The following is a 13,832-nucleotide window of genomic DNA, read 5'->3' as shown; positions in this document are numbered from 1 at the left end:
ACCATGGCCCGGATTCACCCCCGTCGACAACTGCAGGACGCCGCGGAGGTGGCCAGCGATCTCACCCGATGCCGGCCTCGCTCGGCGGCGCCACGACCTTGTCGTCCCCGGCCTGGAGGGGCACACGCGGAAACCACAGCGCGGCGATGAACCCGACCACGCCCATGGCCGCGATGATCCAGAACACCGTGGTGAGCCCGGACGTGAGCGCCTCGCCGAGGTGCTGCACGATCGACGGATCGAGCCCGCGCGCCCCCTCCGCGGTCAGGAGCCGGCTCGCGGCGTCCGCGGGGATCGACGGATCCTTCGCGAGCTGCGCCGTCAGGACGCCGCCCATGACGCCCACCGCCACCACGCCGCCGAGCAGGCGGGAGAACATCGTGCTCGCTGTCGCGATCCCGCGCTGCTCCCACGCGACGCTGCTCTGCACCGCGATGAGCAGCGCGACGTTGGACAGCCCCATGCCGACGCCGAAGACCAGCGTGGTCGCGCGCAGCATCAGCGGCGTGTCGTGCGCCCCGCCGATCGCGAGGGCGAGGCCCGCCAGCGCCGTGAAGCTGAGGCCCGCCCAGATGAGCGGGCGGAAGCCGACCCGGGGGATGAGCCGCCCGCCGATCGCGCTCGCCACCGGCCAGCCGATCAGCATCGGGGCGATGGCGCTGCCGGCGTCGGTGGGCGAGCCGCGGAGCACGCCCTGCACGAAGAGCGGCACGAACGTGATCGTGCCCATCATCGCGCCGCCGAGGATCGCGCCGGCCACGTTGGAGATGAACATCACGGGGCGCCGGAAGAGCGGCAGCGGGATCATCGGCTCGGGCGCCCGGCGCTCGACCGCGAAGAACGCGGCGAACAGCGCCGCCGAGGCGACCGCGGCGATCAGCGTCGTCCCCGCGCCCAGCCGCCCCGTGGCGAGGAGCAGCGCGACGACGCCGGCGGACAGGAGCGCCGCGCCGAGGAAGTCGAGCTCGTGGCGCCGCCTGTCGATGCGCTCGTGGAACGCGGTCGCCACGAGCGCCATGGACGCGAGGCCGAACGGGATGTTGATGTAGAAGACCCAGCGCCACGAGAAGTAGTGCACGATGAGCCCGCCCACCATCGGGCCGATGATGCCGAACAGCCCCCACGCGGCCCCGAAGACGCCCTGGATCCGCGCGCGCTCGTTGAGGTCGAAGATGTCGCCCGAGATGGTCATCGCCATCGGCTGCATGGCCCCGGCGCCGGCCCCCTGGAGCGCGCGGAAGGCGATGAGCTGCGGCATCGAGCGCGCGGCGCCGCTCGCGATCGAGCCGATCAGGAAGACGGCGATGCCGAACAGCATGACCGGCTTGCGGCCGTAGATGTCGGACAGCTTGCCGCAGATCGGGACCAGCACCGACGAGGTGAGCAGGTAGGCGGTCGTGACCCAGGCGTACTGCTGAATGCCGCCGAGATCGCCGATCACGGTGGGCATCGCGGTGGCGACCACGGTCGACTCGAGGGCGGCCATGGCGAGGGACAGGATCAGCCCGACGACGGTCAGGGCTCGGTGGGTCTTGCGTTCTGAAGCCATTCAGTTGGCGGGCTTGTGGTGTCGAGCAGCCCGGGCGGCAAGCGTGACACCGCGCAGCGCCGCGCGTCGAGGCGGAAGGCGCGGCGGCGCGGCGGCGCGGACCGCCCGCTCGCCCGCCTAGGCCCGGATCCCGAGCGCCCGCAGCATCGCGGGCGTGATCTTCTGTCGCACCTTCCCGTAGCGCGCCCAGGGGTCCGCCTTCAGCGAGCCCAGGCGCTCGGGCAGGTTCCTGATCGTGAACTGATCCGGGCGCACCTCCGGCCCGAGCTCGTCCCAGGAGAGCGGCGCCGACACAGGCGCCCCCGGCCGCGCGCGCGTCGAGTACGCGGCCACCGACGTCGCGCCCCGCGTGTTGCGCAGGTAGTCGATGAAGATCTTCCCCTTCCGCTGCGCCTTCGAGACCGCGATCGTGTACCCCTTCGGGTCGCGCCGCGCGATGTCGCCCGCCAGCGCCTTCGTGAACGCCAGGCACTCGTCCCAGCCGCTCACCGGCGCGAGCGGCACCACGATGTGGAACCCCTTGCCGCCCGTCGTCTTCACGAAGCTCTCGAGGCCGAGCTCGTCGAGCCGCTCCCTGAGCAGGAGGGCCGCCGCGATGACGCGCTCCAGCGACACCGAGGGATCCGGGTCGAGATCGAACACCACGCGATCCGGCAGCTCGAGCTTCGAGACCGTCGAGTTCCACGTGTGGATCTCGAGGATGCCCATCTGCGCGAGCGACACCAGCGCCTCGGCCGAGTCCGCCACGAGGTACTCGCCCGCCTTCGTCTTCTCCTGGATCGTCACGCGGCGGAGCGCCGACGGCCCCCACACCTTCGAGTGCTTCATGTAGATGCACTCGCGCTCCGCGCCCTCCGGACAGCGCACCAGCGTGAGCGGCCGGTCCTTCACGTGCGGCACCATGCGCCCGGCGATCGACGCGTAATAGCGCGCGAGCTCCCGCTTGGTGATCCCCTGCTCCGGATACAGCACCTTGTCCGGGTGCGACAGGCGCACGCCCAGCACCGAGTCGACCTCTCCGTCGTCCGCGCCCTCCGCCGCGGCCGCGCGCGCCCTCGGCACCTTCCCGGGCGCGGCGCGCGCGCCGGCGCCGCGCGCCGGCTTCGTCTTCGCCTTCTTCTCGGGCTTCTCGGGCGTCTCCGGCGCCCGCCCCGCCGCGCCGCCGCACGACGCGACGACCCACGCCGGGCCGCGGCCGGGCGTGTAGGGCGCGTCGACGCGCTTCGAGACGATCCCCTTGAGCGAGAGCTGACACCCCTTCTGGAGGACCTCCTCCCACGATCCCTCGACGTGGTCGGCGTAGCGCAGCGCGCCCGCGCCCGAGGAGCCGAGCAGCCTCTTCAAGGCCTGCTTCCTGGCCGAGAGCGGCGACGCCATGAGGTCGCGGCCCTCGAGGTACAGGAGATCGAAGACGAAGTAGACGACCTCGCCCTCCCGGGAAGCCGCCCTGGCGCTCGACGGCGGCGGGGCCGTGGTGCCGTCGCGCCGGAGCGCCGCGACCTCGCCGTCGAGCAGCGCGCTCTTCAACCCGAGCCCCGCGATCGCCGCGGCGATGTGCTCGAACCGCCCCTCGACGTCCTTCCCTCTCTCGTCCACGAGCCGGACGCGCCCGTCCTCGACCCGGGCCATGATCCGGAGGCCGTCGACCTGGATCTCGTGCAGCCACCCCTCGCCGTCCGGCGCGCCGCGCGCCTTGCCCTTCGCCTTGCCCGCGGGCAGGCGCTTCGGCATCTGCGGCCGCACCTTCTCCGGCATCGCCGCCTCGCGCGCGCCCTCCACCCGCCCCGCGGCGCGCGCCGGCCCGCCCCGCGCGCGGCCCCCGATCGACGCCTGCTTCTCCGCAGCCTTCTCCGCGCGCTTCTTCGCCGCCTTCTCCGCGCCCTTCTCCGCGCCCTTCTCCGTACGATTCGACTGCCACACCCGGTCCTTCGCCGCGGCGATCTCGTCGAGCTGCCTGCCCGTGGCCACGCTCTCGGGGCGGGCGTCCACGATGCTGTAGTCCTTCGCGGGGCGCGCCTCCGCGTCGTTCTCCTTGATGAGGAGCCAGCTCCGCCCCTCGTCGTCATCGTACCGCCCGCGCGTCCTCACGAGCGTGAAGCCGCCGCGGAGCTTCTCGCCCCGCAGGAGGAACTTCAGCTTTCCGGCGTGATACCCCTTGTGGGGATTCTCGACCGGGACCCACGTGCCCCGGTCCCACAGGAGCACTGTCCCGCCCCCGTACTGCCCTCTCGGGATGATCCCCTCGAAATCGCCGTAGTCGAGTGGGTGATCCTCCGTATGCATGGCCAGCCGCTTGACCTCGGGGTCGAGGCTCGGCCCCTTGGGCACCGACCAGCTCTTGAGCACCCCCTCGAGCTCGAGCCGGAAGTCGTAATGCAGGTGCGAGGCGGCGTGCTTCTGGATGATGTAGGTCCGCTCCTCGGCGTCGGCGGGCGCGGCGGCGACCTCTTCTCCCCGCGGCTCGGGCGTGATGGAGAAGTCGCGTTTACGCCAGTACTCGCGCAGTCCCATACGTCAGGATAGCAGACGTGGCGCCCGCTGCAGCCCAGGCGCCGAGTCCGCTCCGCCGAGGTGGGGGTGCGCGGCCGCTGTGCATCGCGCTCCTGGCGCGGCATCCCGGGCCGGCGCCGCGCCCGGCGCGCAGGCGGAGTGAGCTTGACGACGCGCCGCCCGTGGCCGATACCCCTCAGGCGTGGGTTGCTGCGCGCCGGGGCGACCAACCAGCGCCGTCCAGGCCTGGCCATCGAACGACGGCTTCGTCATGAAACGAGAATCCCCTGCCCCCGACCCGACTCACGCCTTCGTTGGCGAAAGGCGCGCAATCGAGCCGGCCACAGAGAAAGTAAATACCATGTCCGCAATGGAAGCCTCCTCGAAGGAAGGCAGGCTGATGGTGACGCTCGAGCGCCTGCTGGAGCTCCCGGCAGCCGACCTGAGGCAGTCGCTCAACCAGGCGAGTGAGCTCCTCGCCACCGCACTCGACGCCGACAAGATCGACATCTTCCTCTTCGACCCCAGCAGAAAGACGCTGAGCGCCTTGGGCACGAGCAACACGCCGCTCGGCCGGCTGCAGCGGTCGCTCGGCCTCGACGTCCACCCGGTCGCCAACGGCGGCTCGATCTCCGACGTCTTCAAGACCGGCGATCCCCACATCACCGGGCACGCGGACCAGGTACCAGGCGAGCTGCCCGGCGTGGTGAACGAGCTCGGGGTCCGGTCTCACATCGCGGCCCCGCTCGTCGTCGACGGCGAGCGGCGCGGGGTCATCTCCGCCCAGTGTGCCAAGCCGGAGTTCTTCTCCGACGACGATCTCCGCTTCCTCGGCGCGGTCTCGCACTGGATCGGCGCCCTGACGCACCGGGCAGAGCTGGTCGAGCAGGTCACCTCGGCCGCGCTCGCGCAGGGCCGGCGCCAGGCCGCCGAGGAGCTGATCACCGTGCTGGCGCACGACCTGCGGAACTACCTGGCGCCGCTCATGAGCCGCCTCGAGCTGCTCCACCGGCGCGCGGAGCTCGACAGCCGGGCCGACGACCTGCGCGACCTCGACCGGGCGACCTACTCGATCGAGCGGCTCGGCCAGCTCGTCTCGGATCTGCTGGACGTCGGGCGCCTCGAGCAGGGGCTCTTCGAGATCGCGCCCGCATCCATCGATCTGGCGGCGCTGGCGAGGGACACCGCCCAGACGCTCGGGACGCCGAGCGTCGACGTCCGCGTCGAGGGCCCGGCGGAGCTCCACATCGTGGCCGACAGGGCTCGCCTCCGGCAGGCGCTGGAGAACCTCGTCAGCAACGCGCTCAAGCACTCGCCCGCGGGGAAGTGGGTTCTCATCAAGCTCACCAGCGAGCTGCGCGCCGGGGAAGAGTACGTCCACATCGACGTCGTCGACCACGGCGCCGGCGTGCCGCCGGAGCTCCTCCCCAGGATCTTCGACCGCTTCGTCACCGGCGGGAGCGCGTCGGGCGTCGGCCTCGGGCTCTACCTGGCCAGCAGGATCGCCGCCGCCCACGGGGCCACGTTGACCGTGAACTCTCCTCCCGGCGGCGGCGCGACGTTCAGGCTGAGCTTGCCCACGAGCGGACCTCCCGAACGGCTCGACGAGGCGTGACCGGCAGGGCGAGGCCAGAGGGCGCCATCACCTCGCGCCGAGGCCGGGGCGACGGGCGCCTCGCCGCCTAGTCCGCTGCGCGGAGCCTGTCGGCGCTCTTCGCCCCGGCGCGCAGCCCGATGTCCTTCATGATGCGCGCGGCGAGGCCGGGCGCGATCCGCTGGAGCACGAGCAGGCTGCGGTTGGACGCGCCCGCGAGGAAGCTTCGCCGGTCCCGGCGGAGCGTCTCGACGAGCTGCTCGGCCACCCACTCGGGCGCGAAGACCTGCGGCCCCTCGAGGGGCCAGTCGTTGCCCGCGGCGGTGCTCGTGTGCGGGGGCGCAAATACGGTCACCCGGACGCCGCGCCCCTCGAGCTCGCCGCGCAGCGACTCGGAGAAGGCGACGACCGCGGCCTTGGCCGCGCAGTACGCCGCGGCGGCCGGCATGGGCACCCACGCCACCGTCGAGGCGATGTTCACGACCGTGCCCGAGCCCTGCGCCAGCATCGCCGGAAGGACAGCCCGCGTGACGCGCTCCATCCCGAACACGTGGACGTCGAACATCGCGCGCGTGAACGCCCCGTCCGTCGACTCCCACAGCGACAGTCTGCCGCCGTTGCCGGCGTTGTTGACGACGACATCGATACGCCCGAACCGCTCCAGGATCGACGCCACAGCCGCCCCGACCGAGGCGTCGGACGTGACGTCCATCGCGACCGCCACGGCGCTCCCTCCCTCGCGGACGATGCCGTCGGCCTCCCTCGACAGCGCGGCCATCGACCGCGCCGCGAGGACCACCCGCGCGCCCTCGCGGGCGAGCGCCCTCGCGCTCGCGAGCCCGATGCCCGAGGAAGCGCCCGTCACGATGATCACTTTGCCTTTCGGTTCCATCTCTTCTGTCCTCCTCGTTCCGCCGACAGCTCGCAGCGGGCGCGCTCGATCCACCGGAGCTCCGCGTCGCACCACGCGAGCCCGTGCTCGATGCTCAGCCGCCACAGGTCTCGCTCGCGCGAAGAGCGCGCGAGCGAGAAGATGCGCTCGTCCTCCAGCCTGCCCTCGTAATCGATCTTCGTCACCTCGATCTCCCGGGCGTACCTCGCCAGGATGTCGTCGAGCTTCCTCGGGGGCACCTGCGCCGCGAACACCAGCTTGAGCAAGAGCGGGTGCCGCAGGAGGAGCGGATCGAGCGGCTCCTCGAGCCACGCCTTGAGCGCCGCGCGGCCGGGCTCCGTGAGCGAGTACACTTTACGATCGGGCTTGCCGTCCCCCGGCATCGTCGTGGCCTCGACGAGCCCCTCGCGCTCCAGCGCGTGCAGCTCCCGGTAAATCTGGCTCTGGGTCACGGACCAGAACGACCGCACCGACCCGTCGAACCGCTGTTTCAGCGTGTAGCCGCTCGTCGGCTCGAGCGAGAGGAAGCCCAGGATGGCGCCGCGGAGGGACATGACACACGAATCATAGATCACACGTGATATATGTGCAATGTGTCCTATGGGCGGAGGCGCCGCCCGGAGCGGCGTCGTCGCCGTCCGGTGGCGGCCGGCGCGGGCTCGGCTACACCGCGCGGATGCTCCGCCGACTCCTCGCCTGGCTCGCTGGCGCGCCCTCGCCGCGCGCGCCCGCGTCCCCCGACACCGCCGACGACGCCGGGCCGCCGGAGACCGACCCGCCCGGAGCGCGCGGCGGGGACGACATCGTGGTCATGCCGATCGAGGACGCGATCGACCTGCACACGTTCGCCCCGCGCGACGTCGCCTCGGTGGTCGAGGAGTACCTCCACGAGGCGCAGCAGCGCGGGTTCCGCGAGGTGCGGATCATCCACGGCCGCGGCAAGGGCGTGCAGCGCCGCATCGTCCAGAGCGTCCTCTCGCGCCACCCGGCCGTGGACGGCTTCCGCGACGCCCCGGCCTCGCGCGGCGGCTGGGGGGCGACCGTGGTGTGGCTCAAGGTAGCCGCCGGCGACGCCCCGTCCTGAGCCGACCACAGGCCACTTGGCGCAACAGCGGTCTCCGACGTCAGGTAAGATGGCGCGCATGCCGCGCCCCCCCGCCACGCCCGACGACGCCGACCTCCCCGGCGTCAACGCCGTCACGGAGCCCAGCACGAAGGCCGAGGTGGTGGCGGTCCCCCGCCTCGAGCTCTGCGTCGAGCGCGAGGCGGGCAAGCCCGCGAACCGGTCGATGGTCCTCGACGGCGACTTCATCCGCGTCGGCTCCCACCCGAGCAACGATCTCGTGCTCGCGGACCGCGCCGTGTCGCGCTTCCACTGCATCCTCGAGCGCGTCCGATCGACCTTCCGCCTCACCGACGTCGGGTCGCGCAACGGGACCTACATCGCGGGCGTCCGCGTGCGAGACGCCGACGCCGTCCTGCCGGAGTGCCGCATCGAGCTCGGCGAGTCGGTGGTGCGCATCCGCGACGCCGACGCCGTCGCCGAGACCGAGATCGCGCGCGCGCCGAGCTTCGGGGCGCTTCAGGGGCTGTCGGTCCCGATGCGGCGCCTCTTCCCCATGCTCGAGCGCGTCGCGAAGAGCGCGCCCGACGTGCTCATCGAGGGCGAGAACGGCACCGGCAAGGAGGTCATCGCCACCGAGCTCGTCCAGCGCAGCGCGCGCGCCCACAAGCCGCTCGTCATCGTCGACTGCGGCGCCATCTCGCCGAACCTCATCGAGAGCGAGCTGTTCGGCCACGTGCGCGGCTCGTTCACCGGCGCCTCGCGCGACCGCGCCGGCGCCTTCGAGGAGGCCGACGGCGGCACCGTCTTCCTCGACGAGATCGGCGAGCTGCCGCTGGAGATGCAGCCGAAGCTCCTCCGCGCCCTCGCCTCGCGCGAGGTGCGCCGGCTCGGCGAGGGCCGCGTGCGCAAGGTCGATATCCGCGTCATCGCCGCCACCAACCGGCGCCTCGAGCGCGAGGTGAACAGCGGCAGGTTCCGCGAGGATCTCTATTACCGCCTCTCGGTGCTCACCGTGCGCGTCCCGCCGCTCCGGGAGCGCAAGGAGGACATCCTCCTGCTCGTGCAGTGCTTCCTCAACGAGCTCGGCGCCATCGACAAGATGTCCCTCTTCCCCCCCGAGGTGATCGAGGAGATGAAGCGGCACGACTGGCCCGGCAACGTGCGGGAGCTCAGGAACTACGTCGAGCGCCGCGTGGTGCTCGGCGACGGCGCCGCCATGGGGGCGACCGCGCAGGACGAGCGCAGCGCGGCGCCCGCCGCGGCGGCCGCGCCGGCGGCGCCGGCCGCCGCCAACATCGAGATGCCCTTCAAGGAGGCGAAGGACGCCATCATCGACAGGTTCGAGCGGGACTACCTCGCCGCCCTGCTCGAGTGGTCGAACGGCAACGTGAGCCGCGCCGCCCGCAAGGCGGGGCTCGACCGCATGTACCTCCACCGCCTCCTCCAGCGGCACGGGCTGCGCCGCGCCGCCGCCCTCGACTGAGCAGCGCCGCGCCACACCGGACCGCGGCGAGTTCCAGGCGGTCGCGGCGATCGGACAGGGCGCCACCGCCCCGCACATGTCACAGTCGCCTCGCAATGGCGCGACCCGTCCGTGTGCGCAACCTCGCAAGATCCCTGAACGTTTCGGAAACGGAGCTGCTCGTCTGGCTCGCGGAGAACGCGCCCGCCGCGGACCTGCGGCACCCCGCGGACTTCCTCCCCGCGGACATCGCGGGGCGGGCGCAGCAGGCGCTCGGCCGGGCGCCGCCGCCGGCGCCCGAGCCGGAGCCGGTCGAGCGCCGCTGCGCCGAGTGCGCCAAGCTGCCCCCGAAGCCCGGCGTGCGCCTCGTCGAGGCGGGCGCCGATGCAGTTTGCGACATGTGCGGCAGCTCTGCGAACAAGCGGGCGGCGCTCGCGATGATCGGGGCGTTCCACGCGCGCGGGCTCCGGCGGCTGCTGGTTGTCGGCGGGGGGCCGGGCACGGCCGAGGACCTGCGCCAGCTCCTCGCCGGCGAGGTCGACATCCGCATCGTCGACGGGGAGGGCCACCGCAACGCGACCAAGGCCGACGCCGATCTCCGCTGGGCCGACGTTGTCGCGGTCTGGAGCTCGACGATCCTCTCGCACAAGGTCTCGAAGCTCTACACCGACCAGCGCGCCGCGTTCCGCGACAAGCTCGTCACGGTGCCGAGGCGCGGCGTGGCCGCGCTCTGCATGGCCGTGGCCGAGAAGGTGAGCACCCCGCCAGCATAGGTGCCTGTCTCCCGCCTTGTCGGCCACACGCCCTTCTGCCAGGCCGCTCCAGTTCTCTCGCGTGTTCCGGGCGCCTGGCGGGCGCTCCTGGCAGCCCCGCGCGGCCTGCGCCCGTCACCCCGCGCCCGCCTCGCCGGTCGCGCCCTCGTCGGGCCAGCTGCTCTTGTGCTCGGCGCTCGACTCCAGGTTCAGCGGCTTGCTCTCGTCGAGCACGCCGGGGATCGCCTCGTTGCTCGACCCGCCCCCGCGCGGCGTGTCGACCGCGTCCGCGTCGCCCTCGTCGACGTCCTCGCCGCGCGCCGCCTGCTCGCGCCCTCCCGGGGCGCCGGCGTCGCGCTGCGGCGGTGCCTTCTGGCCCGCCGGCGATCCATTCTGCCCCGCTCCGCCCTGGTCACCCACGGTGCCCTCGGAAATTCCACCGTAGCCAGGCGGGCTGGCAGCCGGGCTTTCCGCCGCTCGTGCTTCCTTCTTGCGCTCGTCTTGAGCCATGGCGTGTCTCCTTCGCGCGAGGTTGCAGCAAGCGACATGCCACCTCGAACGCGGAGACAGATGAGGAGTGGAGTTGGCGGGAACGGGAAGAGGAGCGATCACGTGGGGCGGCTGTGCATCCGCACGCGGCGGAGGGTGCGCCGCGCGTGGGGCACCCAGCCGCGGAGGTGCCAGCGCACGGACATGGCGATGCCGCGGACCCACTCGTCCGCGGCGTAGGCCACCCAGACGCCGGCGAGGCCCCAGCCGAGGCGGACGCCGAGCAGCCAGGAGAGGCCGACGGCCACGGCGAACATCGAGAAGACGCCGAATCCGACCGGGAAGCGCGCGTCGCCGGCGGCGCGCAGGCCGTTGATGACGACCAGGTTGATCGTGCGGCCCGGCTCGACGAGGAGGTTGAGCCAGAGCAGCGTGGAGCCGGTGGCGATCACCTCCGGATCGCTCGTGAACAGGCCGAGCAGGCGGGGGCCGACCAGCGCCGTGGCGAGCACCACGGTCACGCACACGCAGAGCCCGATGGCGAGGCCGCCGCGCACCTGGCGATCGGCGCCGTGCAGCTCGCCCGCGCCGACGCGGTGCCCGACCACGATCTCCGTCCCGAAGCCGACCGCCATGGCGAAGAGGAGCAGGAAGTGCACGATCTGCATCGTGTACGTATGGGTGGTGAGCGCCGTCTTCCCCATGTCGGCGACCATGGCGAGGATCATCATGAAGCTGATCCGATAGACCACGTTCTCGCCGGCCCCCGGGAGGCCGATGTGCAGCATCTCGCGGAGGCGATCGGGGCGAATGCGCCAGAAGTCGTCGAGGGTCGGGCGGATGCCGAGACGCGCGATCCACATCTGCCGGTGCATCCAGAACGAGAGGATGCGCCCGATGATGGCGGCGAGCGCGAGCCCGTTCATGCCGAGCCCCGGCCACCCGGCGAAGCCGAACATGAGCGGCAGGCTGAGCGCGAGCTGCACGACGTACATGACGACGATGAGGCGCAGCGTGTCGCGCGTATGGGTGTGCGCGCGCAGCACCGAGCCCATCGAGAAGTTCACCGCGTCGAACGCCAGCATCACGCCGACGGCCATCAGGTAGGGCTGCGCGATCGGGAACAGCGACGGCGGCAGGCGCATCAGCTCGAGCAGGGGCCGCGCGCCGATCGCGATGACGGCGCAGCTCACGACGCCCAGCCAGACATTGGCGGCCAGCGACGCCCGCGCGACGTGCTCCGCGCCGACGCGATCGCGCGCGCCGAGGTACTGAGTGACCACCACGCTCGCGCCGACGCTGACGAAGCGGAAGGTGATCATGAAGGTCAACATGATCTGGTTGGACAGCCCGTACGCGGCGGCGGCCTCGTCCGACAGGCGGCTGACCAGCCACACGCCGAACACCCCGACGAGCATGTGCAGCAGGTGCTCGCTGAAGATGGGCCAGGTGATGTCGAGCAGGCGGGGGCGAGGAAGAGACGGAGCAGGAATGACCGATTGCAAGGCGCCGCATCCTACTCTGCCAGAGCGCGTCTCGCCATGACGGAACGCGGCTGAGTGAGAGCGATTCCCACATCGCGCGCTGTTCGCCGCCCGCGCGCCCTCGCTGGCGCGCTGGCGGTGGCGCGGCGCGGCGGTCGTGTTTCATGGCCGAGTCGGCCGGACGCGGCCGGGGCGGTTGTCGCCTGTCCGCGCACGGCCCGGCCTGCGCGGGATCCGCCGACACCCGAGCAGCGCGCGACACGCGCGGCGCGGCGGTTCGCCCGGGCGGCGGTGAGGCTGAAGGGGAGAGCCGCGTTCACAGGAGGTGAGACGGCAAATCGTGTTCCTGCTCGCAGCCTTGCAGGGTTATCCCTTCCCGGCTCCCCCTCGCCTCGATTACCCTGGGAATGGGCGGAACAGGGCAGACTCGCCCCTCCGCGCCTGGAGGCTCGAATGGGGAGATTGCATAGCAGCGCAGGATGGCTCCTGGCGGCGGCTGCCATGGCGCCGGCGGTCATCGCCGGATGCTCTTGCGGCGATTCCGGCGGGACGCTCGGAAATACGTCCGGCGCCGACCCCGATCCCGGCGCCGGCGCCGGCGGGGCCGGGCAGGGCGCGGGGAGCGGACTCGGGGGGATCCCTCTTTATCCGGAGACCGGGGGATCGGGGGTCGGGACCGGGTGCGAGGGGCTCGAGTGCCAGCAGATCGCCTGCGAGGGCGGTCGCAAGACCACCGTGAGCGGCACGGTGTACGCGCCTGCCGGCCAACTCCCGCTGTTCAACGTGATCGTCTATGTCCCGAACAGGGAGCTGGACCCGATCACCGACGGAGCGAGCTGCGACCGGTGCGGCGTGACGCTCTCCGGGGATCCGATCGCGACCGCGCTGACGGACACGAGGGGGCGGTTCGTGCTGGAGAACGTGCCCGTCGGCGAGGACATTCCGCTCGTCGTCCAGCTCGGCAAATGGCGGCGCCGGATCACGCTTCCGCGGGTGGAGGCGTGCGTCGACAACCCGACCGACGACGGGGAGATCCGGCTGCCGCGGAGCAAGGCGGAGGGGCATATCCCGAAGATCGCGCTGACGACGGGGGGCTCGGACGTACTGGAGTGCCTGCTCTACAAGATGGGGATCGACGCGTCGGAGTTCACGCCGGAGACGGGCGACGGGCGGGTGAACCTGTTCACGGGGCGCTCCATCGAGGGCGACACCGCGACGAGCCGATACCGCGACGGGCTGAACGACGGGGCCTACTTCTCGACGGCGCGGCAGTTCTGGCGCTCGCTCGACAACCTGAGGCAGTACGACATGGTGATCCTGTCGTGCGAGGGGTCCGAGTTCGAGGACGACAAGCCGGAGGCGGCGCTGCAAGCGATGTTCGACTACGCCTCCGCCGGGGGGCGCGTGTTCGCGTCGCACTGGCACAATACCTGGCTCCGGCGCGGGCCGGGACGATTTCCCGAGACGGCGGACTGGGAGGAAAAGCCCGATCCCAAGGACGGGCTCCCCGTGCTGGTGGACACGACGTTCCCGAAGGGCGAGGCGCTCCGGGACTGGCTCGTCACCGTGGAGGCGTCGAAGAACCCCGGGCAGATCGAGATCGAGGATCCGCAGCACTGGGTCAACTCGGTGAACGAGGAGATCGCGACGCGGTGGCTATTCAACGAGCCCAATTCCCTGTTCAACGCGAAGGCGGGGGTCAAGTACTTCACGTTCAACACGCCGATCGGCTCGCCGGAAGAAGAGCAGTGCGGCCGGTTCGTGTACACGGACATCCACGTGGCGGCGACCGACCTCGCCGGGCCGCCGTTCCCGAGCGGGTGCGAGGGTCGCGACGGGGAGCTCCACGAGCTGACGGCGCAGGAGAAGGCGCTGCTCTTCATGCTGTTCGATCTGTCGGCGTGCATCACGCCGGACGACGAGCCGCCGCCCGTGCCTGTGCCCAGATGACCGCGCTCGCGACGGCGCGCGGGAGAAGAGGCGATGGATGCGCGGTTGACCAGGGTGGTCACCCGACCACCAAGGGGAACACCGTAGTCTGCGTGGATCCATGC

The 13,832-nt window shown here is 71.8% G+C and carries 11 protein-coding genes; 5 read left to right on the top strand and 6 right to left on the bottom strand.

The window, feature by feature from the left end; genetic code table 11:
- Nucleotides 1-61: 61 nt before the first annotated feature.
- Nucleotides 62-1,549 (bottom strand): MDR family MFS transporter, encoded by a 1,488-nt coding sequence (locus WME96_RS07910; RefSeq protein WP_437289557.1) that lies wholly within the window; start codon nucleotides 1,547-1,549, stop codon nucleotides 62-64.
- A 117-nt stretch (nucleotides 1,550-1,666) separates the two neighbouring features.
- Nucleotides 1,667-4,060: a non-homologous end-joining DNA ligase gene (ligD, locus tag WME96_RS07905; RefSeq protein WP_437289556.1), complete on the bottom strand. Its 2,394-nt coding sequence runs from the start codon at nucleotides 4,058-4,060 to the stop codon at nucleotides 1,667-1,669.
- Between the two features lie 340 nt (nucleotides 4,061-4,400).
- On the opposite strand from ligD, the gene WME96_RS07900 reads away from it, so the two are divergent.
- Nucleotides 4,401-5,654: a GAF domain-containing sensor histidine kinase gene (locus WME96_RS07900; RefSeq protein WP_437289555.1), complete on the top strand. Its 1,254-nt coding sequence runs from the start codon at nucleotides 4,401-4,403 to the stop codon at nucleotides 5,652-5,654.
- 67 nt (nucleotides 5,655-5,721) lie between these two features.
- Here the strand turns inward: WME96_RS07900 and WME96_RS07895 are convergent, their stop codons facing one another.
- Both WME96_RS07895 and WME96_RS07890 read right to left on the bottom strand, forming a co-directional pair.
- Nucleotides 5,722-6,525 (bottom strand): SDR family NAD(P)-dependent oxidoreductase, encoded by an 804-nt coding sequence (locus tag WME96_RS07895; protein WP_437289554.1) that lies wholly within the window; start codon nucleotides 6,523-6,525, stop codon nucleotides 5,722-5,724.
- Nucleotides 6,504-7,079, bottom strand: coding sequence for a PadR family transcriptional regulator (locus tag WME96_RS07890; protein ID WP_437289553.1), 576 nt, complete (start codon nucleotides 7,077-7,079; stop codon nucleotides 6,504-6,506). Before WME96_RS07890 ends, WME96_RS07895 begins: the two co-directional genes overlap by 22 nt.
- 122 nt (nucleotides 7,080-7,201) lie before the next feature.
- Here WME96_RS07890 and WME96_RS07885 point away from each other — a divergent pair, with 122 nt between their 5' ends.
- The 3 genes from WME96_RS07885 (at nucleotide 7,202) to WME96_RS07875 (ending at nucleotide 9,826) form a co-directional block, all read left to right on the top strand.
- A complete protein-coding gene (locus tag WME96_RS07885) occupies nucleotides 7,202-7,609 on the top strand; it encodes a Smr/MutS family protein (protein ID WP_437289552.1) in 408 nt (135 codons plus the stop codon).
- 58 nt (nucleotides 7,610-7,667) lie between these two features.
- Entirely contained in the window at nucleotides 7,668-9,074 is a 1,407-nt protein-coding gene (locus tag WME96_RS07880; RefSeq protein ID WP_437289551.1) for a sigma 54-interacting transcriptional regulator, read from the top strand.
- A 113-nt stretch (nucleotides 9,075-9,187) separates the two neighbouring features.
- Entirely contained in the window at nucleotides 9,188-9,826 is a 639-nt protein-coding gene (locus WME96_RS07875; protein ID WP_437289550.1) for a hypothetical protein, read from the top strand.
- 114 nt (nucleotides 9,827-9,940) lie between these two features.
- Here the strand turns inward: WME96_RS07875 and WME96_RS07870 are convergent, their stop codons facing one another.
- Nucleotides 9,941-10,315 (bottom strand): hypothetical protein, encoded by a 375-nt coding sequence (locus WME96_RS07870; protein ID WP_437289549.1) that lies wholly within the window; start codon nucleotides 10,313-10,315, stop codon nucleotides 9,941-9,943.
- A gap of 98 nt (nucleotides 10,316-10,413) precedes the next feature.
- Nucleotides 10,414-11,799, bottom strand: coding sequence for an MATE family efflux transporter (locus tag WME96_RS07865; protein ID WP_437289548.1), 1,386 nt, complete (start codon nucleotides 11,797-11,799; stop codon nucleotides 10,414-10,416).
- A 432-nt stretch (nucleotides 11,800-12,231) separates the two neighbouring features.
- Here WME96_RS07865 and WME96_RS07860 point away from each other — a divergent pair, with 432 nt between their 5' ends.
- The gene (locus WME96_RS07860; protein WP_437289547.1) at nucleotides 12,232-13,728 is read left to right on the top strand and encodes a carboxypeptidase regulatory-like domain-containing protein; all 1,497 of its coding nucleotides are present in this window, start codon (nucleotides 12,232-12,234) and stop codon (nucleotides 13,726-13,728) included.
- The last annotated feature ends 104 nt before the right edge of the window (nucleotides 13,729-13,832 follow it).

It is taken from the genome of Sorangium sp. So ce406 (assembly GCF_051474675.1).
GTDB lineage: Bacteria > Myxococcota_A > Polyangia > Polyangiales > Polyangiaceae > Sorangium > Sorangium cellulosum_G.
Note: the sequence above shows the minus strand (reverse complement) of the source record. Positions and strands in the feature narration are given on the sequence as shown.

Coding starts and splice junctions, on each gene's coding strand:
- WME96_RS07910 (WP_437289557.1), bottom strand. CDS start 1,549: ATGGCTTCAGAACGCAAGACCCACCGAGCCCTGACCGTCGTCGGGCTG.
- ligD (WP_437289556.1), bottom strand. CDS start 4,060: ATGGGACTGCGCGAGTACTGGCGTAAACGCGACTTCTCCATCACGCCC.
- WME96_RS07900 (WP_437289555.1), top strand. CDS start 4,401: ATGTCCGCAATGGAAGCCTCCTCGAAGGAAGGCAGGCTGATGGTGACG.
- WME96_RS07895 (WP_437289554.1), bottom strand. CDS start 6,525: ATGGAACCGAAAGGCAAAGTGATCATCGTGACGGGCGCTTCCTCGGGC.
- WME96_RS07890 (WP_437289553.1), bottom strand. CDS start 7,079: ATGTCCCTCCGCGGCGCCATCCTGGGCTTCCTCTCGCTCGAGCCGACG.
- WME96_RS07885 (WP_437289552.1), top strand. CDS start 7,202: ATGCTCCGCCGACTCCTCGCCTGGCTCGCTGGCGCGCCCTCGCCGCGC.
- WME96_RS07880 (WP_437289551.1), top strand. CDS start 7,668: ATGCCGCGCCCCCCCGCCACGCCCGACGACGCCGACCTCCCCGGCGTC.
- WME96_RS07870 (WP_437289549.1), bottom strand. CDS start 10,315: ATGGCTCAAGACGAGCGCAAGAAGGAAGCACGAGCGGCGGAAAGCCCG.
- WME96_RS07860 (WP_437289547.1), top strand. CDS start 12,232: ATGGGGAGATTGCATAGCAGCGCAGGATGGCTCCTGGCGGCGGCTGCC.